This is a genomic window from Streptosporangium sp. OZ121 (assembly GCF_051918885.1).
Classification (GTDB): Bacteria; Actinomycetota; Actinomycetes; order Streptosporangiales; family Streptosporangiaceae; genus Streptosporangium.
This window is the reverse complement of record NZ_JBPXMC010000055.1, coordinates 1-26814: the sequence shown is the minus strand read 5'-3', so window position 1 is coordinate 26814 and position 26814 is coordinate 1. Positions and strand designations below refer to the sequence as shown.

The following is a 26814-nucleotide window of genomic DNA, read 5'->3' as shown; positions in this document are numbered from 1 at the left end:
CGTCCCATGCCACTCTCCTCTCAACGAATGGCACAAGAATCCAAGAACCCGCCTCCACAAGACCAGGGGCACACCACTTTGATGTACCCCGAGAGGAGGCACGAGCCTTCTACCGGGCAGGAATCGACATGGCGGCTGAACGGCCCGCCGGTCATGTGCGGCGGTGTCGCGGCCGACGAGGCGGTCCTCGCCTCGAACGTGACGCCGCACCCGAGAGCCGTTCGCCCGCGCCGCCCGCACCGGTGCGGTCAGCCCACACCGTCAAAGCCCGTCGGTGGAGATGCACGCTCTCCGGCTCATCGAATCGATCCGCGAACAGCGGACCCGGCGGCGAGAAGGATCTCGCCGCCGGGCCTCTCACAGCCGCCGCCGTCGCCGCGAAGGCAGGCGCGGCCAGGTCCGCACCGAGTCCAGACGTTCCGCGTGCCGCCGGGGTCAGCTGCGCAGGGTCCATTTCTGGCTGCTCGTGCCGGTGCAGGACCACAGCTGCACCTTGGTCCCGTTGCCGGTCCCGAAGTTGCTCGCCTCCATGCACTTACCGGACTGCACGCCGGTGATGGTGCCGTCGGCGTTGACGTTCCACTGCTGGTTGGCCTGACCGTTGCAATCCCAGATGATCACCTGGGTGCCGTTGGCGGTGCCCTGCCCGAAGGCGTCCAGGCACTTGTTGCCGTACACCTGCAACTGCTTGCCCGAGGTGTGGGTGAAGCGCTGGTTGGTGCCGCTGCCGCAGTCCCACAGATGCAACTGGGTGCCGTTGGTGGTGCTGGCGTTCGGCACGTCCAGGCACCGGCCGGACTGGCCGCCCACGATCTGGACGCCCTGCTGCGGGTTGCCGCCGGCCGGCGCGTAGCCCGCGGCGGTGATGTTGGCCTGCACGGCGTTCTCGGTGGCCTCCGACGGGTAACCGGAGGTCAGCACGCCCTCGAAGAAGGTGCCGCGGCCCGAGACGCTGTTGTCGCCGCCGATGCCGAGCAGGATGGCGCCCTCCTTCTTCATCGGGTGGTAGCCGTTGGGGCGCCGCCCGTCGAAGTAGGTCGTCAGGCCGCCCGACTGCGCGTTGCCGCCCCGGATCGCCCAGTGGTTCGGCTCACCCTTGACGATGGCGGTGACGAAGCGGTGGTTGATCGGCGCGAGGTTGTTGTAGCCCGCGTTCACCCCGGAGAACAGCCCCCATTCCAGGTCGGCCATGATCCAGGGACCGGCCCCGGCCCCGTAGCCCCACTGTTTGTTGGCGCCGAAGTAGACGGTCTCCATGATGGCCGGGGCATCGGCCTGGCCGTCGGTCTGGGCGTTGCCGTAGTCGAAGCAGCACCACTGGTTGTAGTGCGTGCCGTCGACGACGGCGTAGATCCCTTCGGGCTGGTCGCCGGTCGCCACCCCGTTGGTGTTGTTGTTGCGGTAACCGGTGCCGGGTTCGATGCGGACGCCGTAGGCCTTCTGGCCGCCGACGGTGATCGGGGCCGCTTTGGCGTCGGCGAGGTTGTCCCATCCGCCCGGGCCGGGGCCGGGCCAGTAGCCGGGCGGCGCCTGGGTGAGGCGGTTGTTGCGGCCGGACTGGTCGTAGAGGATGGTGATGAGGCAGCTCGTGCCGGCGCAGAACGAGTCCTGGGTGGCGGCGTTGACCACACCGCCCGCGCTCAGCACGCCGATGTCACGAGTGGTGTTGTCCGAGGCGCGCCGCACCTGATACAGCGGGCCGTTGTAGGCGCCGTACAGCGCACGGGTCGTGCTGTGCGCGGCCACACACGGCGTCCCGCCCGCGGCGTAGATGTCACACGGGCCGGTGGTGGCGGCCTCGGCGGTACCGCCACCGGTCAGGCAGGCGGCGGCTATCAACGCGCTCGCACCGGCCGCGAGCGTCCTTCTCAAGCTTGCGAGGGGCATGCTGCCTCCTTCTTGCCTCTTGCCGGACCGCGTCCTTCGGATGTACGGGGTCGTCTTGCGACTTTCCGAGGGCGCGGCCCGGCGAAGAAACGGATTCCTTACAGATCCCGGTGATCCCCGCAGGTCACCGGGTCAGCTTCTGGCCCATTTCTGGCTGCTCGTGCCGGTGCAGGACCACAGCTGCACCTTGGTCCCGTTGCCGGTCCCGAAGTTGCTCGCCTCCATGCACTTACCGGACTGCACGCCGGTGATGGTGCCGTCGGCGTTGACGTTCCACTGCTGGTTGGCCTGACCGTTGCAATCCCAGATGATCACCTGGGTGCCGTTGGCGGTGCCCTGCCCGAAGGCGTCCAGGCACTTGTTGCCGTACACCTGCAACTGCTTGCCCGAGGTGTGGGTGAAGCGCTGGTTGGTGCCGCTGCCGCAGTCCCACAGATGCAACTGGGTGCCGTTGGCGGTGCTGGCGTTCGGCACGTCCAGGCACCGGCCGGCGTTGAGGTTGCGCAACACCGACGTCGACCCGTTGCCGGGGTCGGAGGAGGGCGGCAGCAGCGTGATGGTGTAGGAGTCGTCGATGGCGGTGTGCGGCAGGTTGACCGTCGTGCCGTTGTCGGACAGGGTCACCACGGAGTTCTGGACGGTGACCGGAGCCGTGACGGCTCCGCCGCCGTTGTAGGGGATGCGCTCGGCGACGACCCTCACCTGGTTGTTCTCCACGATGCCGCTCGTGGCGTCCAGGCGCCGCAGGTTGACGGCGATGTTGCCGGTCGTGGTGCCGCCGCCGACCAGGATCTTGGCCGTCCCGGCCGCCTTGGTGGCGAACGCGTCGTACGAGGCGCTGGGGGTGACGGATGCGATCTGGCCGGTCTGCGAGCCGTAGAAGCGGTAGGCCCACCATTCGCCCTTCGGCTGGTACTGGCCCGCCGAGTTGCGGACGAGCAGGTTGCCGAGGTCGTTGTGCAGGTTTCCGCCGCCCGCCCAGTTGGCGCGCAGGCCGTCGGCGCCGGCCCGCTCCAGTCGTGCGATGTACCAGGACCCGTCGGCGGGGTTCTGCTCGTTGGACGCCCCGTACTCGTTGATCTGGTAGGGCCGCGGGTGCGGGATGCCACGGGAGTTCAGCGTGGTGTCGGCCGCCGCCACGTTGGCCACCGGGTCGCCCGGCAGGGAGTGCCAGCTGATGATGTCGGGCACCACGTTGTTGGCCTTGACGTAGTCGAGGTACTGGTTCCAGAAGGCGTGGCCGGTGGAGGGCACGCACGCGCAGCTCGGCCCGACGATGAGCTGCGTCGGGAACGCGGCCCGGATGCGCTGGTAGGTGCGTCGCCACAGCTCGAAGTACTGGGACTGGGGGCGGTTCCAGAACAGCGTGATGTTGGGCTCGTTCCACAGGTCCCACTGCACCGGGGCGCCCGTCGCCCGCACGTCGTTGATCAGGCGGGTGAGGAAGTTGTCGTAGTCCGTCCAGTTGCCGTTGTCGCCGGGAAAGCGCGAGATCGGGTAGCCGTCGGCGCCCCACAGGTCGTGGACGAGCAGGATGAACTCCCCGCCCAGTGACCGGGTGCGCAGCAGCTGGGCGCGGGTGGCGTTCCACCGGCGGTCGTACTTGCCCGACACCCAGCCACCCGGGCCGTCGAGCTGTGCTCCACCGGCCCGCATGTACCGGAACTTCACGTCGGTGAAGAACTGGTCGGGCGGGCCCGACGCGTTCTCGGTCATGCCGTAGATCCAACCGGAGGCCCGGTAGGTCGGGGTGCCGCCGCCGGCGGAGAAGTCGACGGCGATGGACTGGTCCGCGGCCTGGGCCGGCGTGGCGGACGTCACGACGGGGCCCGCGACGAGTGCGCCGACGGCGAGAAAGGCGGCGATCGCGCGGCGGCTTCCGCGCCGCCTGCCGGGTGCGATGTCCACTCCTGACTCCTCGGACGCGCGGGGGCGGGGACGAGGGGCCGGCAGCGACGGTGCGGGACGCCACAGCCGGGCTCGGCGGACGATGTCGCCAACGTTCATCTTGGACTCTCCTCACTCATGGGTGCTGTGCGCACAGGTGAGTGGAATGGCTTCGTGGGGCTTCGTGGGGGGTGGCGCGAAAACCAGGATGTCCTGCATCGAATCGATTCGACCGCAGCCTAGATCTCGCTGTCAGTGATGTCAATAAAATGTGTTATGGAGGTAAACGCATGGTTTCGAGCGCCGCGGCAGGCGTGCGAGCGACCCGGACGGCGTCTGGCGTGAGCGACGGGAGGGCTCCAGCAAGAGAGACGAATGGTTCCGATGACGAGATAGGCCTACCTAAGAGGCCTGTGAAGCAGGCTTATTCGGGGCACATGCAAGCCCTTCGCCACATGCATTGATCTTTTGCCGTCCTCCCTGGACGTCTGTCGTCATCAAAGGTCACAATCGCATCATGGTCGGCTCGCCCCTCCCGGTTCGGAAGGTTTTGGTCAGACAAGACCTGTGGCCCTGACCGCACAATGAGTATGAAACTTTCATTCCCCGCATGAGAGCCGTGCCTGCCCGCGCGACCCGCGCCGGGAAAAGTCCTCCCCGTCTGCCTGTCGAAACGCCGAGCCCGTCGCCGCCGTCGACCGTTCATGATCATCGCCAGCGGCACGAGCCATGGCGGACGCGGAATATGCCGCCTTGACGTGTCCACCCCCCGCCGCGCTGCGGCGTGACGGCGGCGGCGACTCCACCGGTGTCATGGCGATGGCCGCCTGGGCGCGACAGCGCTACAACGTGGATCCGGGGCGGATCGTGGTCAGCGGGTTCTCCTCGGGGGCGATGATGACCAACGTGCTGGCCGCTCAGTATCCGGACGTGTTCGCCGCCGGTTCGGCGTTCTCCGGAGTTCCCGCGGGGTGTTTCGCGACCACGAACGGGTCGCTGTGGAACGGCCAGTGCTCGGGCGGGCAAGTGATCAAGACCGCGCAGCAGTGGGGTGACCTCGCCCGCTCGATGTATCCCGGATACACCGGCCGTCAGCCTCGGATGCAACTGTGGCACGGCAGCACGGACACGACGCTCCACTACAACAACTTCGGCGAAGAGATCGAGCAGTGGACGAACCTGCACGGGCTGAGCCAGACCCCGGCGTTCACCGACCATCCGCAGTCGAACTGGACCCGGACCAGATACGGCGTCACCTCTGCGCAGGCCACGGTGGAGGGGATCAGCATCAGCGGGGTCGGCCACCAGCTGCCGATGAGCGGCCAGCTCGCCTATGCCATCACCTTCCTCGGCCTCGACAGCGGCGGCACTCCTTCGCCCTCGCCCTCCAGCGGCACGAGCAGCGCGCTGAAGGGCGTCGGATCGGGACGCTGCCTGGACGTTAGCGGCGCCTCGCAGGCCAACGGCGCACAGGCACAGATCTGGGACTGCAACGGCAGCCCAACCAGCGGTGGACCTCGACCGGCGCCGGTGAGCTGCGGGTGTACGGCGGCAAGTGCCTGGACGTCTCCGGCTACGGCACCGCCAACGGCACCAAGGTGCACATCTGGACCTGCCACGGCGGCACCAACCAGAAATGGACCCGAGCCTGACACCGTCCGCCCCGATCGAAGCCGCGACAGCGCGGGACTCCTCGGTCCGCTCCCGGTGGTACGCGACCCAGTGGTCCGGTGTGTCGTTCTCGTCGATCATCAGGCCGGCGTCTTGAGGCGCGGCCGCTACCACGATCAGGATGGCGATCGAGTTCCGCGGGGCGCCGTGGATCCACGCCGATCCGCGTGAGATCGACGGCGTCCTCGCGTGGTTCGAACGAGCCGCCTGGAGACCGGTTGGCCTCCGCCTGCCGTTCGGGTGCCGCGCCGAGAAGCGCGGCACCCGTCACGGTGGTGGTCAGGTGGTGGCGCCGGTCACCGTCGTGCCGGACTTGGTGAGGTAGTAGGTGATCTGCTTTCCGCTCCAGAAGTGGAAGATGAGCGTGATGCGGCCATCGTTGACCTCGGCGAAGAACTCGGGCTTCATGATGATGGTGCCGGCGCCGTAGTCGGGCTGGAAGTTCTGCCAGAACTCCTTGTAGGTGGTCCAGTTGGCCGGTCCGGCCGGGCTGCCGTCGGCGTACTTGGCCTCCATCGTGGCGAGCTGGTCACCGCGGAACTGGGTGGGAATGGCGAACGACGTCGTCGTTCCGCTCGCGGCGGCCTGTGTCGGCGTGCTGGAGGAGATGACGCTTATCCGCCAGGGCACGCCCTGGGAGAACCGTGCCTCGATGGTGGCGTTGACCCCGTGGGCCCGGTTGCCGGCCAGGCGGGTGAGGGCGGCCAAGGTGAGGGTCAGCGTGGTGCCCGACACGGTGTAGTCGCTGCCCTGGCTCAATGGGGTGCCGCCCTGGCGCAGGCCCTGGAACGTGGTGCCGTTGAGGTTGAGCGTGAGCGTCTGGCCGGCGATCGTGCCGCTGGCGGGAACGTACACCTGATCGGTGGAGGCGGTGCCGGAACGCGTGGTCCAGCTCGCCTTCATCATGTCGAACACGCCCTGGTCACGCCATTGCAGCTCGTTCCTGTTCAGGAACTGACCGGCGTCCCAGACCATGGTGGTGAGGTTGCGGATGCGGGCGTGGTAACCCACGGCCTCGATGAACTTCAAAAACTCCCCGCGCTCGATGATGCCGGGGCGGGTGTGGTCCCAGCTGAGCAGTGCCCACTCCCCGATGATCACCGGGATGCCGCGGGAGACGAAGGCGGTGCGCACCCGGTCGAATCCGGCGACGAGGTCCTGTTCGACATTGCTGTCGTATCTGGTGCCGCCCGCGATGTTCACGCTGAACGGCCACCAGCCGTAGAAATGGACCGTCGCGGCGAGGTTGGGGTCGCGCAACGCGGTGAAGGTGGCGGCCAGCGCGTCCACGCGCCCCTGTTCGCTGCTGGTGTGCAGCGTGGGCAGGACCAGGACGCGAGTGGCGTTGGTGCCGCCCGACTGGCGGACGACATCGACGAACTCGGTGTTGAGCGTGTTCAGCAGCTGGTCGCCCTGCTCGTCGCCGGAGGTGCCGGCGAACTGCGGCTCGTTGATGCTCTCGAACAGCAGTTTCGGCGAGTGGTCGCGGAAGGCGCCGGCGAGCTGGCGCCACAGCGCGGTGTAGCGGTTCTTCACCGTCGCCGAGTCCGACGGGTAGGTGTTGATCCACTGCCAGGAGTCGTGGTGAAGGTTGATCAGCACGTAGAAGTCCTCGGCCAGGGACCAGTCGACGACCTGGCGGACGCGGTTCAGCCACGCGGCGTCGATGGTGTAGTCGGGGGCCGGACCGTGGTGGTTGCTCCAGGTGATCGGGATTCGGATGCTCTTGTACCCCTGGGACCGTACCTGGTGGAGCAGCGCCTGCGTGGTGAGCGGGTTGCCCCATGCCGTCTCGTCGGGGATGGCGTCGAGGGTGTTGCCGAGATTCCAGCCCGGCTGCATGGCGGCCACGGTGTCCATCGCGGTCGTCGGTGTCGGCGTCGGTGTCGGTGTCGGCGTCGGCGTCGGCGTCGGCGTCGGTGTCGGTGTCGGGCTGGGCGAAGGCGAGGGGCCGACCACCTTTCCCGTGCACGTGACACCGTTGAGCGTGAAGGACGTGGGCGCGGTGTTGACGCCCGTCCACGATCCGTTGAACCCCAGGGAGACGGTCGCGTTCGTGGCGATGGCCGCGTTCCAGTTCGTGTTCGCCGCGGTGACCTGCGCGCCGGAGGAGGTGACCGTGCTGTTCCACGCCTGGGTGACCCGCTGGCCCGAGGGGAAGGTCCAGGCGAGCCTCCAGCCGTTGATCGGGTCACCGAGGTTGGTGACGTTGAGGTTGGCGGTGAACCCGCCCGGCCACTGCGTGGAGACGGTGTAGACGACACCGCAGCCGGCCACCGCCCGCGCGTTCACGGCCGTCATCGTTCCCACTGTCAGCAACGCGATGACGATGCCCGCGATCGCGCCGATCCGTTGGCGGACCTTACGTAAGCTGTGCATTTCTCACTCCCTTGGGCGCGTCGCCCTTTCGACCGCGCCGATCGGCTGCCCTTGGAAAACGACGTTGGACGAACGTGGTGATGAGGGAATGTGCGTGGCAGGTGCCGACGCGGCGCTCAGGCCCGATCCCGAACAACGGGCCAGGTCGACAGAAACTTTCTATCGACTGACGCGAAACATAATGTAGTGACGAAGAGAATCACCGCCAACCACGCAGGACGGCTCAGCCTGAGATTCCCGGGATCGAGCAGGCCGCCCAGCCTTTTCGGGCAGGTCAGCGAAGGGAGCGGGAAAAAGCAGAGAAACTTTCCAGCTTCTCATCCTGAATCTTTCAGGGAAAAGGGTTCGGTGTGACCACGACCGCGGGAGTGCGGTCCGCGGAAAATCGATCACGCACCGATCCGATAGGGAGGACCAGCGGCTCCCCGAACGGTCATGGTCGCGGCGAGGCCGCGTCCAGGAGAGCGCGTCCAGCCTCGGTGAGCTCGTGCGTGGCCGTACGACCGGCCCGGCTGCTGTCGATCAACCCGGCGTCTCGCAGGATCGCCAGGTGTTCGCTGGCCGTCGGGACGGTGACGCTCACCAGCCTGGCCACCACGGTCGTCTGCAGCGGAGTGGTGAGCGCGGCCAGGATCCTCGATCGAGTCGTTCCCAGAAGACGGTCAAGGGATCTCGGGGTGGGAGGTGCCGCCCAGAGGTACCGCCCGGATGCCGGGTAATAGATCGCCGGAGTCCAGTGGTCCGAGGTGGTGCACTGCATCCGGTCGGTGATGAACAGTGACGGAACGAGAATGAGTCCCTCGGGGCAGTCGACTTCGATGTCGACGGTCTTCTCGACGGTGACGGTGTCGCCTTCGCACGCGGCGGAGGGGTGCAGGCGCGGAAGGGTCGCGCGCAGCCCCTCGCGGTTGACCTGGATGGCCCGATCCAGCATCTCGGCACGCAGCGCCTGCCGCATGGACGGCCATTCCGGTTCCACGACCGCCCTCCAGAGGCGGCGCAGCGCATCGGCGGCCTCGGACCTGGCCCGGTCGGGGTCATCGAGCAGCCGGCGGCCCACTTCTGCCCCGCGCCCCCTCATGGCGTCGACCAGCTCGGCGTACGCCTGGTCCGCCGGCGCGGCGAGGAGGGCGTCCATGCCTTCCTCGAACGTCGGCTCACTGGACATCGGTGACGGGTCGAGAAAGTCGGGTCGATACGCGCCCTCGGCCATGAAGACCGTGAGCGCCCTCAGGTCCAGGTCCGAGAGACGGTGGTGGCGACGGCGAAGCCACGGGTGGAACATCGGGTGACGCTGCGGTTCGTTCAGGAGCTGGGCAAGACTGACCACTTCGTGGATCGGCGACATCGCCCACCGCACGCTCGCAGCACCGGCGCCCAATCGGTAGCGGATCACTCCCCTATTGTTAGGCCACCGCCGAAGTGAGCGCGAGCGGAGTGGCGAAGCCCCGAGACTCGGGTCATGACCGACACCATCGCCACCGTGCTCGCCGGACTGGTCGGCGCGAGCGTCATCTTCATGGGCGTCCACGCCTTCCGGGCGCCGCAGGCCGCGGCCGGTTTCGGCATCCCCGACACGCCGACCGAGGACCGCGGCTTCCAGGCCTGGCTGTCCGTCAAGGCCGTGCGCGACATAGCCTCGGGGCTCTTCATCCTCATCCTGCTGGCCGGCGGAACGACCCACCTGCTGGGCTGGTTCATGCTGGCCGCCGGCGCCATACCCGTCGGTGACGCGGTGATCGTGCTGCGCAGCAACGGGCCCAAGGCGACCGCCTACGGCATCCACGGCGCCACCGCCGTGGTGATTCTGGCGATCGGCGCGCTCCTGCTCATCGCGTGACCACACGGTCAGGCGGCCAGAGCGCTTCGACTTTCTGAGAACTGAAAAAGGGAGACGACGATGACGATCAACGATCTGCGCGGTGTCCTCAAGGGGCGCGTGCTCCTGCCCGATGACGACGGCTTCGAGCAGGCGGCCACCGCGTGGAATCTGACCGTCAGGCAGCCGGTGGCGGCCGTGGCGGAGGCCGCGGATGCCGATGACGTGGCGGCGCTCGTGCGTTACGCGCGGCGGGCGGGTATGACGGTGACCGCGCAGCCGAGCGGGCATGGCGCCTCCGGTGACGTGGAAGGCCTGATCCTGCTGCGTACCGGCCTGCTGAACGAGGTGGAGGTACGCGCGCGGGAGCGCGTGGCCCGGGTGGGCGCGGGCGTGAGGTGGGGGCAGGTGCTGGCGGCGGCCGGTCCGCTGGGTCTGACCGGCCTGGCCGGCAGCGCGCCGGGGGTCGGCGTGACCGGCTACACCCTGGGCGGCGGGGTCGGCTGGTTCAGCCGCATGTACGGCTTCGCCTCCGACAGCGTGCGGGCTGTCGACATCGTGGACGCCGACGGCGAGCCGGGCCGGGTGACCGCCGAGTCCGATCCCGAGCTGTTCTGGGCGCTGCGCGGCGGTGGCGGGGACTTCGCGGTGGTGACCGCCCTCGAACTCGAGCTGTATCCCGTGCCGGTCCTGTACGGCGGGCGCGTGATCTGGCCGGAGCACCGGACCGGGGAGGTGTACGACGCGTTCCTGGAGATCACCGCTGAGGCGCCGCGTGCACTCAGTGTCTGGATCAACCGGCTCCAGCCACCCGGCGCGTCGCCGATGGTGACGCTGGATCTGGCCTACCTGGGCGAGGCGGCTCAGGGGGAGGACCTGCTGGCGCGCCTCGACAAGATCGAGGGCGCGATCTCCGACAGCCGCGGCGTCGTCCCGCTCGCCGACCTGGGTGACATCACCGCCGAGCCCACCGATCCGGTCCCGTCCATCGCTCGTGCGGAGCTGCTCACCGGCCTGGACGCGGACGCGGTGGAGCTCCTGCTGGCCAAGCCGGTGGAACCGCTCATCAACGTGCAGATCAGGCACCTGGGCGGGGCGCTCGCCGAGCCGGGCGGCGGGGCCGGTGCGAGCGGCGCGGTGGCTGAGCCGTACCTGCTCGGCCTGCTGGGTCTCGGCCTGCCGCACGTGGCCGATGCGACGCGCGCCAGGCAGGCCGAGGTCGTGGCCGACCTGAAGGCCTGCGTCAGCGGCCGCAAGCCGTACACCGTGCTGTCCCCCGGTGACACGGCGGCGAAGTCCTTCTCCGGCAGCGCGCTCGCGCGGCTGCGGGAGATCAAGCGGGCCCGTGACCCGCACAACGTGTTCCGCGCGAACTACCCGGTGCTCGGATAGATCGGTTCCCGGCGGGTCACGGCCCCCCGCCCGCCGGGGCGGCGGGGCGGCACCGAACCCGCGTGACAGATGTCGCCGCGAAATCACGCATCTCCTCCGCATCCAGCGCGCGGGCCTCAGCGGCGAAGCGCGCGGCCTTGGCCGCCGGGACGCCCGCCGGCCAGGAGCCGGTGGCGCCGCCATCGACGTTCCTCGTCGGATCTCTCCGTGCCGACAGAGGACATGTCGTTTCCGGCTGACAGGCTATTGTGGCGCCGTGAACGGCCCTCGGGCGTGGTCGACCGGGAGATCATCGATGAAAAGGGGCCCAGGTGTCACCTGACGAGCCGGGCGGACCGGCCACCGACGCGACACGACAGAAGGGCGACCCGTCCCGTCCCGTGACGATCTCCTACATCGCCGAGACCGCCGGAGTGTCGGTACCGACCGTTTCCAAGGTCATCAACGGCCGCTCCGGCGTCGCCGCCGACACCCGCGCCCGCGTCGAGGCGCTGGTCACGGAGTACGGCTACCGCAGGAGCAATCGCAAGAACGTACTGGAACTCGTCTTCGGCCAGCTCGAGGACATGTGGGGAATGGAGATCATCCGCGGTGTGGAGCGGGTGGCCCGCGAGCAGCGTGTGGGCGTGACGCTGACCGAGTTCGGCCCGCACCACGATCCGCTGAACCATTCGATCGACGACACGCTCGCGCGCCGGCCGGCCTGCGTGGTGACGGTCGCGCAGTTGTCACAGGAGCAGCGCGACCAGCTGAGCGCCAAGAACATCCCGTTCGTGGTCTTCGACCCCACCGGCGAGCTGCCGGACGGCGTCCCGTTCGTGGGCGCCACCAACTGGGCCGGCGGCCGTTCGGCCACCCGTCACCTGATCGAGCTGGGACACCGCCGCGTCGCGATGATCGCCGGCCCGGACAAGGTCCTGTGCTGCCGTGCCAGGCTCGACGGCTACCGCTCCGCGCTGGAGGCCGCGGACCTGCCGGTCGACCCGGCCCTGATCCTCCGCGCCGGCCTCACCCTGGAGGACGGACGCGTGGCCGCGCTCGGCCTGCTCAGCGCCGCCGACCGGCCGACGGCGATCTTCGCGTGCAACGACCTGCAGGCGCTCGGGGTGTACCAGGCCGCCCGCGAACTCGGCCTGCGCGTCCCCGCCGACCTGAGCGTGGTCGGCTTCGACGACCTGCCCGTCACCGCCCTCGTCGACCCCCCGCTCACCACCGTCCACCAACCGCTCACCGAGATGGCCGCCGCCGCCACCGAGCTGGCCCTGGCCCTGGGACGCGGCGAGGAGCCGACGCAGGTCGGTCTCGAACTCGCCACCACCCTCACGATCCGGGAGAGCACGGCGAGACCGGTCGACGACCGGCCGACCGGGACGTGACCGCGTCGTCGTACGCGGAATGACAGGGTCCGGCGCCGGCGCCCGCACTGTCCCCGCCATGACTCCACCGCGCCGTACCACCGCATGGACCCGCCGGCCTCCGCTCCGGTGACCGGCACCCGGAGACGGCCGGACCACGCCGCCGGACAGGCTGCCCTCGAGGTCGTGGTGCAGGACCAGCCGGGAAACCACCCTGCACCCCGCCTGGGCAGGGATTTGATCATGCGACTTCCAGTCGGGTTCAGGGGCATCGAATCGATTCTCCTGGAGGAGTCGCGATCTGACCAGGAAGAACGGCTTTCCGGGCGAGGAGATCCTGGGCGACCCATTGACGTGAATACGACATCGCCTTAGGTTCAGTCGAACCGATTCGAACAATCGGTTCGACATCGAGCGGAAACAGGCGTGTGACGCCGGTCAACGGAGGCCGGAACCGTGCGAGCAACGAACTTCACCGTACCCACATCACCTGCCCCCGAAAGGACGGCCGGATCCATGTCGGCACCGAGATCAGCAGGATTGAGCAGACACACGCTCGGCGCGGGCCTGGCTCTCCTGGCCGCCAGTTGCCTGGCCGGCTGTTCGACCCCCTCCTCCACCGAGGGCACGGCGGGCACCGCGGCGGCCTCCAGCCAGGCGGCGGGCGGCGGAACGTACACCGTCTGGGACCCCTATCCGCAGTACGACAAGACCTCCGACTGGGTGAAGCTGCTGGACACCTGCGGCACCCAGGCCGGCGTGACGATCGAACGCACGGGCTACGACACCACCGACCTGACCAACAAGGCGCTGCTCGCCGCGCAGCAGGGCAACGCCCCCGACGTGCTCATCGTCGACAACCCGGTGGTGTCGACGCTCGCCGAGGCCGGCGTGCTGACCACGACCGCGGAGAACAAGCTCGACATCTCGGCGATCTCGCCCAACCTCCTCGCGGCCGGGCAGAGCGGCGGCAACACCTACGGCGTCCCGATCGGGGCCAACACCCTGGCGCTCTACTACAACAAGGCGGTGCTCGACAAGGCGGAGGTGGACATCGCCTCGGTCAAGGACTGGGCGTCGCTGACCGCGGCCCTGGAGAAGGTCAAGGCGGCGGGCAAGAAGGGCATCACGTTCTCCGCCATCGGCACCGAAGAGGGCAGCTTCCAGTTCCTGCCCTGGTTCTGGGGTTCGGGCGCGCAGCTCACCAAGCTCGACTCCCCCCAGGGCGTGTCGGCGGTGGCGCTGTGGACCGGCTGGCTGAAGAAGGGGCTCGCCCCGAACTCGGTCATCAACAACACCCAGACCACCAGCTGGCAGGAGTTCGCCACCGGCGAGTACGCCTTCGCCGAGAACGGCACCTGGCAACTGGCCAACGCCAAGGAGACCGGCTTCAAGTACGGCATCATCCCGGTGCCGGCCAAGGACGGCGGAACCGCCGCGGCGCCCACCGGCGGCGAGTTCGTCAGCGTCCCCGTCCAGCAGGACACGGCGCGCTACGCCACCTCCCAGAAGCTGGTGACATGCCTGACCAGCACCGACAACTCCTTCGCCACGGCGACGGCGCTGTCGTACATCGCGCCCACCGACCAGGTACAGGCACGGCAGAGCACCGAGAATCCCGAGCTCGCGGTGTGGGTGGAGGCGGTCAAGGCGGCCAAGGGCCGTACCGGCGACGACCTCGGCACCAAGTACCCGAAGATCTCCGAACCGATGTGGGGCGCGGTACAGGCGGCGCTGAGCGGGGCCAAGAACCCCGAGCAGGCGATGACCGACGCGCAGACCGCGGCGGCGAGCGCGATCCAGTAGGCCCGGACCATGAGCCGAATCGCCCAGGCACCCACCCGGCGCCCGGCCCCTGCCGACGGTGGCCCCGTCCCGAACGGATCGGGCCACCGGAAAGCGGCCCGACGGAGGTCGGATCGGTGGGCGGCGTGGGGCTTCCTGATGCCGATCATCGTCTATCTACTGGTGTTCTACGCCTACCCGCTGTTCCGCAACGTGGAGCTGAGCCTGCGCGACTACACGGTGCGCTCGTTCGTCCAGGGTGACGCGCCCTTCACCGGGTTCGCCAACTACGTCGAAGTGCTCAGGGACGCCACCTTCGGGCCCGCGCTGTGGCAGACCGTGGTGTTCACGGTGGTGTCACTGGCCTTCCAGTTCACCGTCGGACTCGCCCTGGCCCTGTTCTTCGTCAGGAACTTCCCGCTGTCGGCGACGTTGCGCGCCCTGTTCCTGGTGCCGTGGCTGCTCCCGTTGATCGTGTCGTCCTCGACCTGGGCCTGGATGCTCAACAGCGACTCCGGTGTGGTCAACGCGGTGCTCGGCGCGTTCGGAGTCGGTCCGGTCAACTGGCTGACCTCGCCGGACTGGTCGCTGTGGTCGGTGATCGCCGCCAACATCTGGATCGGCGTCCCGTTCAACCTGGTGATCCTCTACTCCGGTCTCCAGTCGATCAGCCCGTCCGTCCACGAGGCCGCCGCCCTGGACGGCGCGTCGGGCTGGCAGCGGTTCTGGAGCGTGACCTTCCCCCTGCTGCGCCCCGTCTCGGCGATCACGCTGCTGCTCGGGCTGGTCTACACGCTGAAGGTGTTCGACATCATCTGGATCATGACCAAGGGCGGGCCGAGCGGCTCATCCACGACCCTGTCCACCTGGTCCTACCGGCTGGGTTTCGGGAATCTGGTGCCGTCCTTCGGCCCGGGAGCCGCGGTCGGGAACATCCTGATCGCGATAGCGCTGGTCTTCGGGCTTCTCTACATCCGCCTCCAGCGAAGGCAGGACCTCTCATGAGCACCCCGCGCCGCTGGTGGAAGACCGTGATCGGGCTCGCGCTGACCGGCGTGATGCTGTTCCCGGTCTACTGGATGATCAACGTGTCGTTCACCCGGGACCGCGACATGCGCAGGAGCCCGCCGTCGTGGTTCCCCGTACACGGAACCCTGGACGGCTACCGCGCGGTCCTCGACCAGCAGCTTCCCTACCTGGGCATCAGCCTGGTGGTCGGGCTGGGGACGGTGCTGCTGACCCTGGCGATCGCGGCCCCGGCGGCGTACTCGCTGGCCAAGCTGCGCCCGCGCGGCGGCAGGGCCCTGAGCTTCGTGCTGCTGATCGCGCAGATGATTCCCGGCATCATCATGGCGATGGGCTTCTACGCCATGTTCCTCAACCTCGGCGTGCTCAACACGCTCCCCGGGCTGATCGTGGCCGACTCCACCCTCGCGGTCCCCTTCGCGGTACTCATCCTCACCACGTTCATGTCGGGCATCCCGCACGAACTCCTCCAGGCCGCTCGGGTGGACGGCGCCGGAGCCGTGCGGGCCTTCTGGTCGATCGTCCTGCCGGTCAGCCGCAACGCGATCATCACGGTGTCGCTGTTCGCGTTCCTGTGGGCGTGGTCGGACTTCATCTTCGCCAGCACGCTGGACAGCGGAGGCGACCACCAGCCGATCACCCTGGGCATCTACCACTACATCGGCAACAACAACCAGCAGTGGAACGCGATCATGGCCACCGCCGTCGTCGCGTCGATACCCGCGGTCGTTCTCCTCGTCATCGCACAGCGCTACGTCACCGCCGGCGTGACCTCGGGCGCCGTCAAGGACTGACCGGGTCACCCTCCCACCGAAAGGATCGTCACTTCATGACCGCCGCCGCCACAGGCCCGGTGTTCTCCCTGCGGGAAATCCCGTTCAGCTTCCGCGGGTCCTGGTTCGGCTTCTCACCGGTCATCGGCGAGAACACCTACGCCCGGGACGTCCACCTGGTCTCCCACCAGACCGGCATGCACCCGATCCTGCGGCTGGTCCCCACCGCCGGCAGCGTCGTCACCGCCACCCCGCACCGGCTCACCTGGGACTGCGACCCCGGGCGGATCGACCTCGCCTACGAGAACACCGACACCGTGCGGGTGCGCGGACACGGAGCCGACCTGCGGCTGCTGGCCGCCGACCCGGTCCTGACGCCGTTCAGCGGTCCCTACTTCTTCCAGGACCCCCGGGACGGGTCCGCGGTCTTCACCGTCTACCAGACCGGGCGCCGCTACCGCGTCACGCTCCTGGCCGGGCGGATCACCGAACACCTGGGCGCGCAGGAGCTCGGCACCACCGAGCGGGGCGTCGTGGTCACCGGGGACGGGGACGCGTGGGAGATCGCCGTCGAGGAGTTCGAGACCGCCCGCGCCCCGTACACGAGCGAGCACGACTTCGAGCAGGTGGCCGGCGCGGCCCGGCGCGACTACGAGGAGTACCTCGACACCGTGGCGCCCTGGCGGGACGACCGGACACCCGCCGCCGAGCTCGCCGTCTACGTGCTGTGGTCGGCCACCGTACGCGCGGCGGGATTCGTCACCCGTCCGGCGGTGCTGATGTCCAAGCACTGGATGGACAAGGTGTGGAGCTGGGACCACTGCTTCAACGCGATCGCCCTCGCCGAGGGCCTGCCCTCCCTGGCCTGGGACCAGTTCCGGCTGCCCTTCGACCACCAGGAGGCCACCGGCGCGCTGCCCGACTCGATCACCCACTCCGAGATCCTGTACAACTTCGTCAAGCCGCCCATCCACGGCTGGGTCCTGCGGCATCTCCCGCCGGTGTCGGGAGAGGAACGAGCCGACGTCTACCGCCTGCTGGAACGGTGGACCACCTTCTGGCTCACCGCCCGGCGGGTGCCCGGACACGAACTGGCCCACTACCAGCACGGCAACGACAGCGGATGGGACAACGCGACCACGTTCGCGCCCGAACGCGTCGTCGAGACGGCCGACCTGGCGTCGTTCCTGATCCTCCAGATGCGCACGCTCGCCCGCCTGGCCGGCGAACTCTCCCTGCCCGGTGAGGCGGCCCGCTGGTCGCAGGCGGCCGACCGGATGGGCGAGGCGATGCTCGCCCGGCTGTGGCGCGACGACCGGTTCGCCACCCGGAGCGCGGGCTCGGAGGAGACCTGGGCCAGCAGCAGCCTGCTCGACCTCATGCCGATCGTGCTGGGCGAGGAACTGCCCCAGCACGTCCAGACGGCCCTGGCCGCCAGGATCAAGACCCACCTGACCGAATACGGGCTCGCCACCGAACTGCCGACCTCACCGCACTACCGGGACGACGGCTACTGGCGCGGCCCGATCTGGGCCCCTTCGACGGTCCTGATCGAGGACGGCCTCCGCCGAGCCGGCCAGACGGTCCTCGCCGACGAGATCAGCGCCCGGTTCCGCGCCCTGTGCGAGAAGTCGGGATTCGCGGAGAACTTCGACGCCCGCACCGGGACGGGGCTGCGCGATCGCGCCTACACCTGGACGGCCAGCGCGTATCTCATCCTGGCCGCCGCCCACATACGCCGGACGTCGTGAACCACGCGCGCCCACCCGGCGAGGACGCCCCTGGAGCCGGTCGCCGGGGGGGCGGACCGGCTCCAGGGTCACGTCACATCGCGGTCATCCCCGGGTCCATTTCTGGTTGGTGCCGCCGTGGCAGCTCCAGATGTGCACCTTGCTGCCGTTGGCGGTGCCGTAGCCGGACACGTCCAGGCACTTGCCGCTGCCGACCGCGGTGATGCTGTTGTCGGCGTTCAGGCGCCACTTCTGGTTGTTCTGCCCGTTGCAGTCCCAGATGATCACCGCGGAGCCGTCGGCGGTGCCCCCGCCGTTCACGTCCAGGCACTTGTTGCCGTACACCCGCAGCTCACCCGAGGCGGTCGAGGTCCACTGCTGGTTGGACCGCCCGTTGCAGTCCCAGATGTGCACCGCCGCGCCGTTGGACTGCGAGGCGCCGGAGACGTCCAGGCACCGGCCCGACGCCACGCCCCGCAACGCGCTCGTGTTGGCGGTCGGGGTCGGGGTCGGGGTCGGCGTCGGGGTGGGGGTCGGCGTCGGGTTCACGCCGCCCAGTTCCTTGATGCGGATGTTGCGGTACGCCACCACGTCGGGGGACCCGTGGTTCTGGATGCCGATGTAGCCCTGCTGGAGCGAGCGGACCGGGTCGGTGTTGGTGAAGTCGTTGATCTTCACGCCGTTCAGGAACACCTGCAGCCGCTCACCCTCCACCAGCAGCTCGTAGGTGTTCCACTGACCCGGCGGGTTCAGCGCCGCGTCGCGTGCGGCGATGTCCGCCGCCTTGAACCCGTAGATCGCCCCGGTCGTCTTGTCCGCGCTGTCGGTCGCGTCGATCTGCACCTCGTGCCCGGTGTTGAGCGCCGCGTTCGGGTCACCGGTGGCCGGGAACCCGACGATCACCCCGGAGTTGGAGTCGCCGTTCAGCCTCCAGTCGAGCTTGAGCGAGTAGGAGCCGAACTCCTTGGCGTTGTACCAGAGCATGCCCATGCCGCCCTGGGAGGTCAGCGTGGCGGAGTTGTTGGTGAACGACCCCGGTCCGGCCTGCGTCCAGCCCGTCGTCGACCCGTTGTACAACGCCGTGTAGCCGGTCTCCGGGCGGCAGTCGGCGTTGGTCGCCTTGGCCGCGTACCGGATCCCGCCCAGCAGCAGCGTGCGGAAGTTCGAGTCCGCGTACGACGCCTGGGTGTGCCCCAGGCCGGTGTAGAACGAGCGGCCGGAGGCCTGGGGACGGCACCAGGTGATCGGGTGGTCGCCCATGCCGCCGCCGCTGTAGGTGCTCTCGTCCAGGTTCTGCAGGACCTTCACGTTCGGGCGGGGGTTGCTCCGGAAGCTGTACCACTCGTCGGTCCGCGTCCAGGTCGTCCCCAGGTGAGCGGTCGCGGCGTGCGCCCGGTCCTCGTTGCGTACGGTGGCCTGCTGGATCGCCGGGTGGCTGTTGAACCAGGCGCCCACCAGCTGCCCGTAGTACGGCCAGTTGTACTCGGTGTCGGCGGCCGAGTGCACCCCCACGTAACCGCCCCCGCCGTCCACGTACGACTGGAAGGCGGACTGCTGGCTGTCGTTCAGCACGTCACCGGTGGTGTTGAGGAACACCACCGCCTTGTATCGGGCGAGGTTGGAGGTGTTGAAGACGCCGGCGTCCTCGGTGGCGGTGACGGCGAAGTCGTTGGCGGCCCCCAGGTCGCGGATGGCCTGGATCCCGGCGGGGATCGCGTCGTGCCGGAACCCGGCCGTCTTGGAGAAGACCAGCACCTCGAAGGCGGCGGCCTGGGCGGGAAGCGCGGGAATCAGGGTCGTGGCGGCGGCGGCGGTGAAGGCCACCGCGGCCACCGACAGGCGTCGCAGCACGGAGGTCCTCCGGCCGCCACCCCCGGTGCGCCCGAGCGCGGCGGGGGTCAGATGTCGAAACATGGATGTCCTTCCGTCGTGGCGCCCGGCGTGACCCGGCGATGAGCCGGGCCGCGCCGGGCGCCACATCGATGACGTGCTCGTGGTGTGGTCGAGGTCGCGTGGTGTGGCGGACCGCTAGACGCGGGTCCACTTCTGGTTGTTGGCACCCAGGCAGGTCCAGATGTGCACCCTGGTGCCGTTGGCGGTGCCGTTGCCGGACACGTCCAGGCACTTGCCGCTGCCGACCGCGGTGATGGTGCCGTCGGAGTTGAAGCGCCACTTCTGGTTGTTCTGGCCGTTGCAGTCCCAGATGATCACCGCGGTGCCGTCTGCGGTCCCGGCCGCGTTCACGTCCAGGCACTTGTTGCCGTACACCCGCAGCTCACCCGAGCTGTTGGAGGTCCACCGCTGGTTGGCTCCCCCGTTGCAGTCCCAGATGTTCACCACGGCGCCGTTGGCCTGCGAGGCGCCGGAGACGTCCAGGCACCGGCCCGACGCCACGCCCCGCAACGCGCTCGTGTCACCGGAAGGCGTCGGGGTCGGCGTCGGCGACGGTGTCGGCGACGTACCGGTGCCGAAGGTGAAGGCGTCCAGGTCGAACAGGTAGCCCTGGCCGGTCGCGCCGCGGAAGACGAGGTACAGCGTCGTGGCACCGGACGGCGCGCCGCTGAGGTTCGCCGAGACGTCGGCGAAGGTCTCCCAGCTACCGGTGCTCCCGACGTTGACCGTGCTCAGCAGCGTGCCGGTGGCCGAGCCCGCGCGGACCTCGATCCGGCCGCCCACGCCCGCCGAGGACACCCGCGCGGTGAACCTGTTGGCGCCGCTCAGGTTGTACGGCGTGAAGGAGATCCAGTCGCCGTCGTCGACGAAGCCCACGGTCTTGCCGCCCTCGGCGCTGGCGTGGTCGGCCGTCTGCACGCCCTGCTGGGCGCCGAAGTGCTCGCCCTGCCGGTGCCGTGGCTGCAGCGTCCGGCTGCTGGTGGCGGTCAGGCCACCCCCGTCGGTGTAGGAGGCCACGAAGACGCCGTAGATGTTCGCCGCGGTGTCGTGCTCACCGTCGACCGGCACCGCGACGGAGCCGCTGCAGCCGGTCCTGGAGGTGATCTCGTGGGCATGACTGTCATGGCCGAGCGAGTAGGTCACCGTCACCTTCGAACAGTCGATCGTTCCGTCCTCCGGGTCGCTCACGGTGACCTGGAACGGCACCGTGTCACCGAAGGAGAACAGCTGGCCGTCGCCGGGGGTCGTGAGCGTCACGGTCGGGGCCGTGTTGCCGACGGACACGGCGACGCTCGCGCCTCCGGTCAGCCCCTGCGGGTCGCGGACGGTGAGCGTGGCGGTGTACGAGCCGTTGGCCGTGTAGGTCTTGCTCGGGTTGGCGGCGGTGGAGGTGGTGCCGTCGCCGAAGTTCCACGAGTACGTCAGCGCGCCGCCCTCGGGGTCGGAACTGCCCGCCGAGGAGAAGTTCACCGTCAGCGGAGCCGGTCCCGAGGTCTTGTTGGCCGAGGCCTTGGCGATCGGGTTGCGGTTGGCGGCCTGGCCGATGTACTCGATCCGGTAGAGCGCCTGGTTGTTGCTTCCGGTGCCGTAGTCCAGCACGTACAACGCCCCGTCGGGGCCGAAGGCCATGTCCATCACCTGCGTCCCCGACCAGGGGAACGCGGAGATCTCCCCGTAGCCGCCGTCGGACCTCACCTCGATGGCCTTGATCCAGCGGCGGCCGTACTCGCCGGCGAAGAACCGTCCGTCGAGCACCTGGGGGAACTTGACGCTGGAGTTCAGGTTCGGGTCGTACCGGTAGACCGGGCCGCCCATCGGCGACTCCGAGCCGCTGCCGAACTCCGGCGGCGAGCCGGAGTCACCGGCGTACTTGATCCACGCCGGCTTGGCCGGGGGCAGCGTGGTCAGGCCGGTGTTGCGGAAGGAGTTGTTGGTCGGGCCTCCCGCGCAGTTGTACTTCGGGCCTGTGCTGTTGGAGGCGAAGTTCCACTCGTTGTAGGTCTCGGTGGTGGTGTTGGAACCCGTGCAGTACGGCCAGCCGTAGTTGCCGGCGGCGGTGATGCGGTTGAACTCCACCTGCCCGCTCGGCCCACGGTTGGAGTTGGTCGACCCCGAGTCCGGCCCGTAGTCGCCCAGGTAGACGACGCCGGTCGCCTTGTCGACGCTCATCCGGAACGGGTTGCGGAGACCCATCGCGTAGATCTCCGGCCGCGTCCTCGCCGTCCCCGGCGCGAACAGGTTGCCGCTGGGGATCGTGTAGGTGCCGTCCGCCTGCGGCTTGATCCGCAGGAGCTTGCCGCGCAGGTCGTTGGTGTTGCCGGCCGAGCGCTGGGCGTCGTACTGGGGATTGCGGTTGGTCCGCTCGTCCAGCGGGGAGTAGCCGGCCGACTCGAAGGGGTTGGTGTCGTCGCCGGTGGTCAGGTACAGGTTGCCCTGCGCGTCGAAGTCGAGGTCACCGCCCGCGTGACAGCACTGGCCGCGGTCGTTGGCGACCCGCAGGACCACCTTCTCGCTGGCCGTGTCGAGCGTCTCATCCGATTTGAGGGTGAACCGAGACAGGTAGAACTCGCCCTTCCACTGGTCGAACTGCGCCTGGGTGCCGGTGGCCGGGGCGTCGCCGGTCGGCGTGCTCAGCCGGGGCGAGTAGTACAGCCAGACGTGCCGGTTCGTGGCGAAGTTCGGGTCGACCGCCACCCCCTGGAGGCCCTCCTCGTCGTGGGCGTAGACGTTGAGCCTGGCGGCCACCTTCGTGTTGCCGTTGACGTCGGTCACGCGCAACGTGCCGTCGCGTGCCGTGTGGAGGACCGATCGGTTCGGCAGCACGGCCAGGGACATCGCCTCACCCAGTTCGCCGCCGCCCGACGCGAGCGGCACCTGCTGGTAGTCGGACGCCGGGATGTTCAGCGCGAGCGCCTGGGATTGCGCGCCCGCCCCGCCGGCGCCGGCTGACGACGCGTGCAGGGCGGGGGTGGCCGCGAGGGTGGAGGTGACCGGGGCGACGATGGTGAACGCCGCGGCCAGCGCCGCGGAGACGATACCGGTCAGGACCGGTCTGCGCCCCTTGGCGGGCGAAGGTGGTTGCACAGTGGTTCCTTCGGGGGTGGGGGGTGGGTCAGGTCACGTCCTCCTCAGGTGGGTGAAACCCTCCCGAGGAGAAGACCGTCGTCGAACGGGGAGGTGTACGACGACGGCTGCGCGGATCCGGCTACGAGGGCGGCCGGATCATGCCGCTCCGCGGCATGACGACCGTGACGGGTGGGCCGGTGGAGGCGGTCTCCTGGTCATCACGACGCCGACGGGAACGGCCACGCCGGATTGGGGCCGACCTCGTCCGCGGAACTCGTCCGCGGAGCTCGTTCGATCGGGCACGTGCTTCTCCCGGGATGGCGTGCCTCGCCGGTGACACCACGAAAGAGGGCGTGGTGCGGCAAGGCGGTGGATGTCGACATGGCCGACCACGACACGGAGGGCCGCGAAGCGCCTCCACGTCCCGCTCATGTGATCCGGCCAGGGAGGTACCGGAAGGAGCACCCGGAACCTCACTACCAATTACGTTCCGACCACTTATGCCCGTCAAGGTCTTAAGCCTACTTATTTCACAATATGCACATCGAGATTCTGGCCGCGGTGAGCCGCTTTTCGCGTTCACCTGCGACGATGTCCGCCATGCTGCCGTCCGCACCTAAACCTCCCGTATGAAACGTTCATATGTGTCGTACTGATCCGAAACCGCCTGATCCGCCGTGAAGGCGACCTCGACGACCACCGCGGCGAGATCCGGCGGCGGCAAGGCCTACTCCCCCTGCGCCGGTCCCCGGCGCAGGCGCTGGATCTCCGCCTTTGCGCCGACGTCGACGACCGGCCCGGGGCGGGCCGCGCGGAGCTCCTCTCCTGCTTCCGTGGGCGACGAGCGCACCGTCGCCGTGCTGGCTCTGAGAATGAGACGGGGAGGCACGACGTGCCGCTCGCGCACGTACGGCTCCCCCATCTCGATCTGCCGCACGAGCATGTCGATGCTGCGCCTGCCCACGGCCCCGAAGTCCTGTCTGACGGTCGTGAGAGGAGGGGAGAAGAACTCCGACTCCGGGATGTCGTCGAATCCCACGATGTTGATCTGGCCGGGGACTCTCACTCCTCGCTCCATGAGGGCCCGCAGCACGCCCAGAGCCATCTGGTCGTTGGCCACGAACACGGCGGTGACCTCGCCGATCATCGCGGCCAGCCGCTGCCCGGCGCGGTAGCCGGAGCGTGGGCTCCAGTCGCCGGACAGGAGGTCGGGGACCGGACGGCCGGCGGCGGTCAGCGCCTCGCGCCAGCCGTGCGCGCGGCCTTCCGCCTCCAGCCAGTTGGCCGGACCGCTGACGTGCCAGACCGTCTCGTGCCGCAGGTCCAGCAGGTGCCGGGTCGCCAGGATGGCACCCTCGACCTGGTCGACGCTGACCGCCGACACACCGTCCGTCCGTCCGCCCTCGACGGCCACGGCCGGCATGCCGGCCGGCATGTCCTCCAGCGCCTCGGCCGCCGAACGCTGTGGGGCGACCACGACGATGCCGTCCACGCCCTGTTCGGTCAGATAGCCGATGGCGTCGAGCACCCTTGCCCTGTCGATGGTCCGAAGACTCACGATGCTGATGAAGTAGCCCGCGTTCCTGGCGGCCTGCTCGATGCCGTAGACCGTGCTCGCGGGACCGTACAGCGTCGTGTCGAAGCTGACGACGCCCAGCCGGCGGGAGTTCCTGGTGACCAGTGCCCGTGCGACGAGATTGCGCCGGTAGCCCAGCAGGTCGATCGCGCGCAGGACCTGGGCCCGAGTCTCCTCGCTGACGTTGGGATGGTCGTTGAGCACACGCGAGACCGTCTGGTGCGACACGCCCGCCATCTTCGCCACGTCCGCCATGATGGGCGGACGACGCCTCGGGCCAGGTCCCACCCGGCGCTCCTCTCATGCGATCCAGGAAGACTGTGAGCGCTAACATCTTTGTGCCGAGAACTTCACGCGTCACCGTGCGGGCCGGACACGAACGCCGATGAGTACGGCGTGCCGACTTCACCCCCGCCGGGGCGGCCTCCCGGGGGCCGGCTCCCGCCATGCCCGCGCCTGAGACCGCCGCGCTCCTCACCCGCGTCAGACGCGGGTCCAGCGCTGGTTGGGGGCGCCGTTGCAGGACCAGATCTGGAGTTTGACGCCGTTGGCGGTGGAGTAGTTGGGCACGTCCAGGCACTTGTTCGCACCGATGGCGGTGATGCTTCCGTCGCCGTTGAGGCGCCACCTCTGGTTGCTCTGGCCGTTGCAGTCCCAGATGTGCACCTGCGCGCCGTCGGCGGTGCTCATGTTGGCCACGTCCAGGCACTTGTTGCCGTACACCCGGAGCTCACCCGCGCCGGTCGGCGTCCACCGCTGGTTGACCTGCCCGTTGCAGTCCCAGATCTGCACCTGCGCGCCGTTGGCCTGCGAGACGTTGGCGACGTCCAGGCATCTGCCCGAGCCCACGCCGCGGATCCCGCTCGCGGGCGAGGGCGTCGGCGTCGGCGTCGGGCTGGGGCCGCCGGGCTGGCCGATGGTGCCGGGGACCGACTGGAGTGCCGCGTACCAGGCGGCGGCCATCTTGTCGTAACCGCCGGCGGTGGGATGGATGCCGTCGATCAGGTCGGACGTGGTCAGCTTGCTGTGCATGTCGACCAGGTGGACGCGCTTGCCGCTGTTGACCTTGTTCTGCACGATGCCGGGGATGGCCGCGTTGAAGGTGCGGGCGGCGGCCTCCTGCCCGGAGTTGGACAGCGGGATGATGGTGGCGACGAACACGTCCGCGTCCGGCACCGTCGTCGTGATGCGGTCGATCAGGGTCGACAGCCGTTGGGGCGCGCCGGCCACGTTGTAGTTCTGCAGGATGTCGTTGGTGCCGATGTGCAGCAGCACCGTGCGCGGATTGTAGGTGCGCGCCCAGTTGGTGATGTTCGCGTCGATCTGGTCGATACGCCAGCCGGGGTGTCCCTGGTGGTCGTGGTCACCCAGGCCGGCCGGCCCGTTGAACTGCGACCCGACGAAATCCACCGTGTACCGGCCGGAGACCAGCCGCTGCCACAGGCCGATGCGGTATCCACCCGGCACCTGCGTTCCCTCGGTGATCGAGTCGCCCAGCGGCATGACCCGCACCCCGCCGTTGGACTCCGCGCCGGCGACACTCGTTCGCGTCACCGCGCCCAGGGCAACCACGGTCACGGCCAGAAGCGCCGCGCTGAACCACCGTCTCCACCCACGCATGCTCAACCTCTTTCCGGCAGCTGAGGGCAGTCGCTGCCGACAGCTCGTGTAGCGCTGACAGTCTGTATTCGGATCGCTCGCCAACGGATGTCAGGTGGTGGCGGGCCTGGCGGTCGGGCATGGCGGCTCGGGCGCATCGCAGGTGTCCCCGGTCACCCGAGGGCTGCGAGACCCGATGCATCAGGCTGATCTGAGCTCCCGCCGTGCGGGAAGGCCTCCTGTCAAGAGATCGGCGATCGCGAGGGAGGGAACCCTCGGATGTGGTGTCTGTCTGGGCATTCACGATCGCCGAGCATGCCTTTTGAGGGGAACACGTGCCTGTTGAGGGGAACAAAAAGATGTGAGCGCTAACATTTCGCCTGCCGGTGGTGGCTCCTTCTCCGTCGAACGGTTGTGGTGGTGGAGCGGAGCAAACACTAGGTAGGGAGAAGCTGTCAAGAGTACGAAACATGGCGTGCCGGAAGAAGCGAGAGGCAGGCACGGCTCATCTGGTGCTTCACGGGTCACCGCATCGCACCGGACAGGTCGATGTGATGAAAATTTCACAGGAGACGCATCGGCCCAGCCGGCGGAACCGCGGCTTTTCAGGAGTCAGGAGACGTTGGCGCAGGTGTAGGACATAGGGAGCAAGCAGTGCGGACCGAACCTTTCTAGATGTGCTTGACACATTTTGTAATAGTTTCCACACTGAGTCCCCGAGACGGCCCCATGCCAAGTCGGTGGTGGGCGGCAGGGGCCGTCGGCCACGACGCCCCGGTGGTGTGCGTTCCCTTGTGACGGGACGCGGCGTCGATCCTGCGGATTTCCCCTCGTGATTATCCGCTTCCGCGTTTCTGTGATGCAGTTATGGAGGCTCAGGCATGGGCACAAACGCCATACCCCCGCCCGGCACCCGGCGACCCCTCGGCGGTCTTCGCCGGGCTCTGGTCGCCGGCGCCCTCGGCACCCTCGTGCT

General features: G+C 68.8%; 16 protein-coding genes. 8 read left to right on the top strand and 8 right to left on the bottom strand.

The annotated features are described in order from the left end of the window. Positions 1 to 435 precede the first annotated feature (435 nt). Both ACTOQ1_RS42135 and ACTOQ1_RS42130 read right to left on the bottom strand, forming a co-directional pair. A complete protein-coding gene (locus tag ACTOQ1_RS42135) occupies positions 436 to 1887 on the bottom strand; it encodes an arabinofuranosidase catalytic domain-containing protein (RefSeq protein WP_440074099.1) in 1452 nt (483 codons plus the stop codon). Between the two features lie 132 nt (positions 1888 to 2019). Beyond that, positions 2020 to 3795 (bottom strand): RICIN domain-containing protein, encoded by a 1776-nt coding sequence (locus ACTOQ1_RS42130; RefSeq protein WP_440074097.1) that lies wholly within the window; start codon positions 3793 to 3795, stop codon positions 2020 to 2022. A gap of 732 nt (positions 3796 to 4527) precedes the next feature. Here ACTOQ1_RS42130 and ACTOQ1_RS42125 point away from each other — a divergent pair. Next, positions 4528 to 5616, top strand: coding sequence for an extracellular catalytic domain type 1 short-chain-length polyhydroxyalkanoate depolymerase (locus ACTOQ1_RS42125; protein WP_440074095.1), 1089 nt, complete (start codon positions 4528 to 4530; stop codon positions 5614 to 5616). A 108-nt stretch (positions 5617 to 5724) separates the two neighbouring features. Here ACTOQ1_RS42125 and ACTOQ1_RS42120 read toward each other — a convergent pair whose 3' ends face one another. Then, a complete protein-coding gene (locus ACTOQ1_RS42120; RefSeq protein ID WP_440074093.1) occupies positions 5725 to 7824 on the bottom strand; it encodes a cellulase family glycosylhydrolase in 2100 nt (699 codons plus the stop codon). A gap of 433 nt (positions 7825 to 8257) precedes the next feature. Further along, positions 8258 to 9220, bottom strand: coding sequence for a DUF5937 family protein (locus ACTOQ1_RS42115; RefSeq protein ID WP_440074091.1), 963 nt, complete (start codon positions 9218 to 9220; stop codon positions 8258 to 8260). A gap of 66 nt (positions 9221 to 9286) precedes the next feature. Between ACTOQ1_RS42115 and ACTOQ1_RS42110 the strand changes: the two genes are divergently transcribed. The 7 genes from ACTOQ1_RS42110 to ACTOQ1_RS42080 all read left to right on the top strand — a co-directional run bounded on the left by ACTOQ1_RS42110 (position 9287) and on the right by ACTOQ1_RS42080 (position 17725). Beyond that, positions 9287 to 9664, top strand: coding sequence for a DUF4267 domain-containing protein (locus tag ACTOQ1_RS42110; RefSeq protein WP_440074090.1), 378 nt, complete (start codon positions 9287 to 9289; stop codon positions 9662 to 9664). 60 nt (positions 9665 to 9724) lie between these two features. Then, positions 9725 to 11035: an FAD-binding protein gene (locus ACTOQ1_RS42105; RefSeq protein ID WP_440074089.1), complete on the top strand. Its 1311-nt coding sequence runs from the start codon at positions 9725 to 9727 to the stop codon at positions 11033 to 11035. A 311-nt stretch (positions 11036 to 11346) separates the two neighbouring features. Continuing rightward, entirely contained in the window at positions 11347 to 12411 is a 1065-nt protein-coding gene (locus ACTOQ1_RS42100; protein ID WP_440074087.1) for a LacI family DNA-binding transcriptional regulator, read from the top strand. Between the two features lie 519 nt (positions 12412 to 12930). Further along, positions 12931 to 14196: a sugar ABC transporter substrate-binding protein gene (locus tag ACTOQ1_RS42095; protein WP_440074086.1), complete on the top strand. Its 1266-nt coding sequence runs from the start codon at positions 12931 to 12933 to the stop codon at positions 14194 to 14196. Between the two features lie 138 nt (positions 14197 to 14334). Then, positions 14335 to 15180 carry a carbohydrate ABC transporter permease gene (locus ACTOQ1_RS42090; protein WP_440074085.1) on the top strand — a complete coding sequence of 282 codons (846 nt, stop codon included), beginning with the start codon at positions 14335 to 14337 and terminating at the stop codon, positions 15178 to 15180. Beyond that, positions 15177 to 15995: a carbohydrate ABC transporter permease gene (locus ACTOQ1_RS42085; protein ID WP_440074083.1), complete on the top strand. Its 819-nt coding sequence runs from the start codon at positions 15177 to 15179 to the stop codon at positions 15993 to 15995. Before ACTOQ1_RS42090 ends, ACTOQ1_RS42085 begins: the two co-directional genes overlap by 4 nt. A gap of 35 nt (positions 15996 to 16030) precedes the next feature. Continuing rightward, positions 16031 to 17725: an amylo-alpha-1,6-glucosidase gene (locus ACTOQ1_RS42080; protein WP_440074081.1), complete on the top strand. Its 1695-nt coding sequence runs from the start codon at positions 16031 to 16033 to the stop codon at positions 17723 to 17725. Between the two features lie 84 nt (positions 17726 to 17809). Here ACTOQ1_RS42080 and ACTOQ1_RS42075 read toward each other — a convergent pair whose 3' ends face one another. The 4 genes from ACTOQ1_RS42075 to ACTOQ1_RS42060 all read right to left on the bottom strand — a co-directional run bounded on the left by ACTOQ1_RS42075 (position 17810) and on the right by ACTOQ1_RS42060 (position 25859). Further along, on the bottom strand, positions 17810 to 19618 hold the full coding sequence (locus ACTOQ1_RS42075; RefSeq protein WP_440074079.1) for a lectin: 1809 nt from the start codon (positions 19616 to 19618) through the stop codon (positions 17810 to 17812). A gap of 114 nt (positions 19619 to 19732) precedes the next feature. Next, on the bottom strand, positions 19733 to 22681 hold the full coding sequence (locus tag ACTOQ1_RS42070; RefSeq protein WP_440074078.1) for a lectin: 2949 nt from the start codon (positions 22679 to 22681) through the stop codon (positions 19733 to 19735). Positions 22682 to 23390: 709 nt separating this feature from the next. Then, a complete protein-coding gene (locus ACTOQ1_RS42065; RefSeq protein WP_440074077.1) occupies positions 23391 to 24494 on the bottom strand; it encodes a LacI family DNA-binding transcriptional regulator in 1104 nt (367 codons plus the stop codon). 228 nt (positions 24495 to 24722) lie between these two features. Next, positions 24723 to 25859: a lectin gene (locus ACTOQ1_RS42060; RefSeq protein ID WP_440074075.1), complete on the bottom strand. Its 1137-nt coding sequence runs from the start codon at positions 25857 to 25859 to the stop codon at positions 24723 to 24725. Positions 25860 to 26814: the final 955 nt, after the last annotated feature.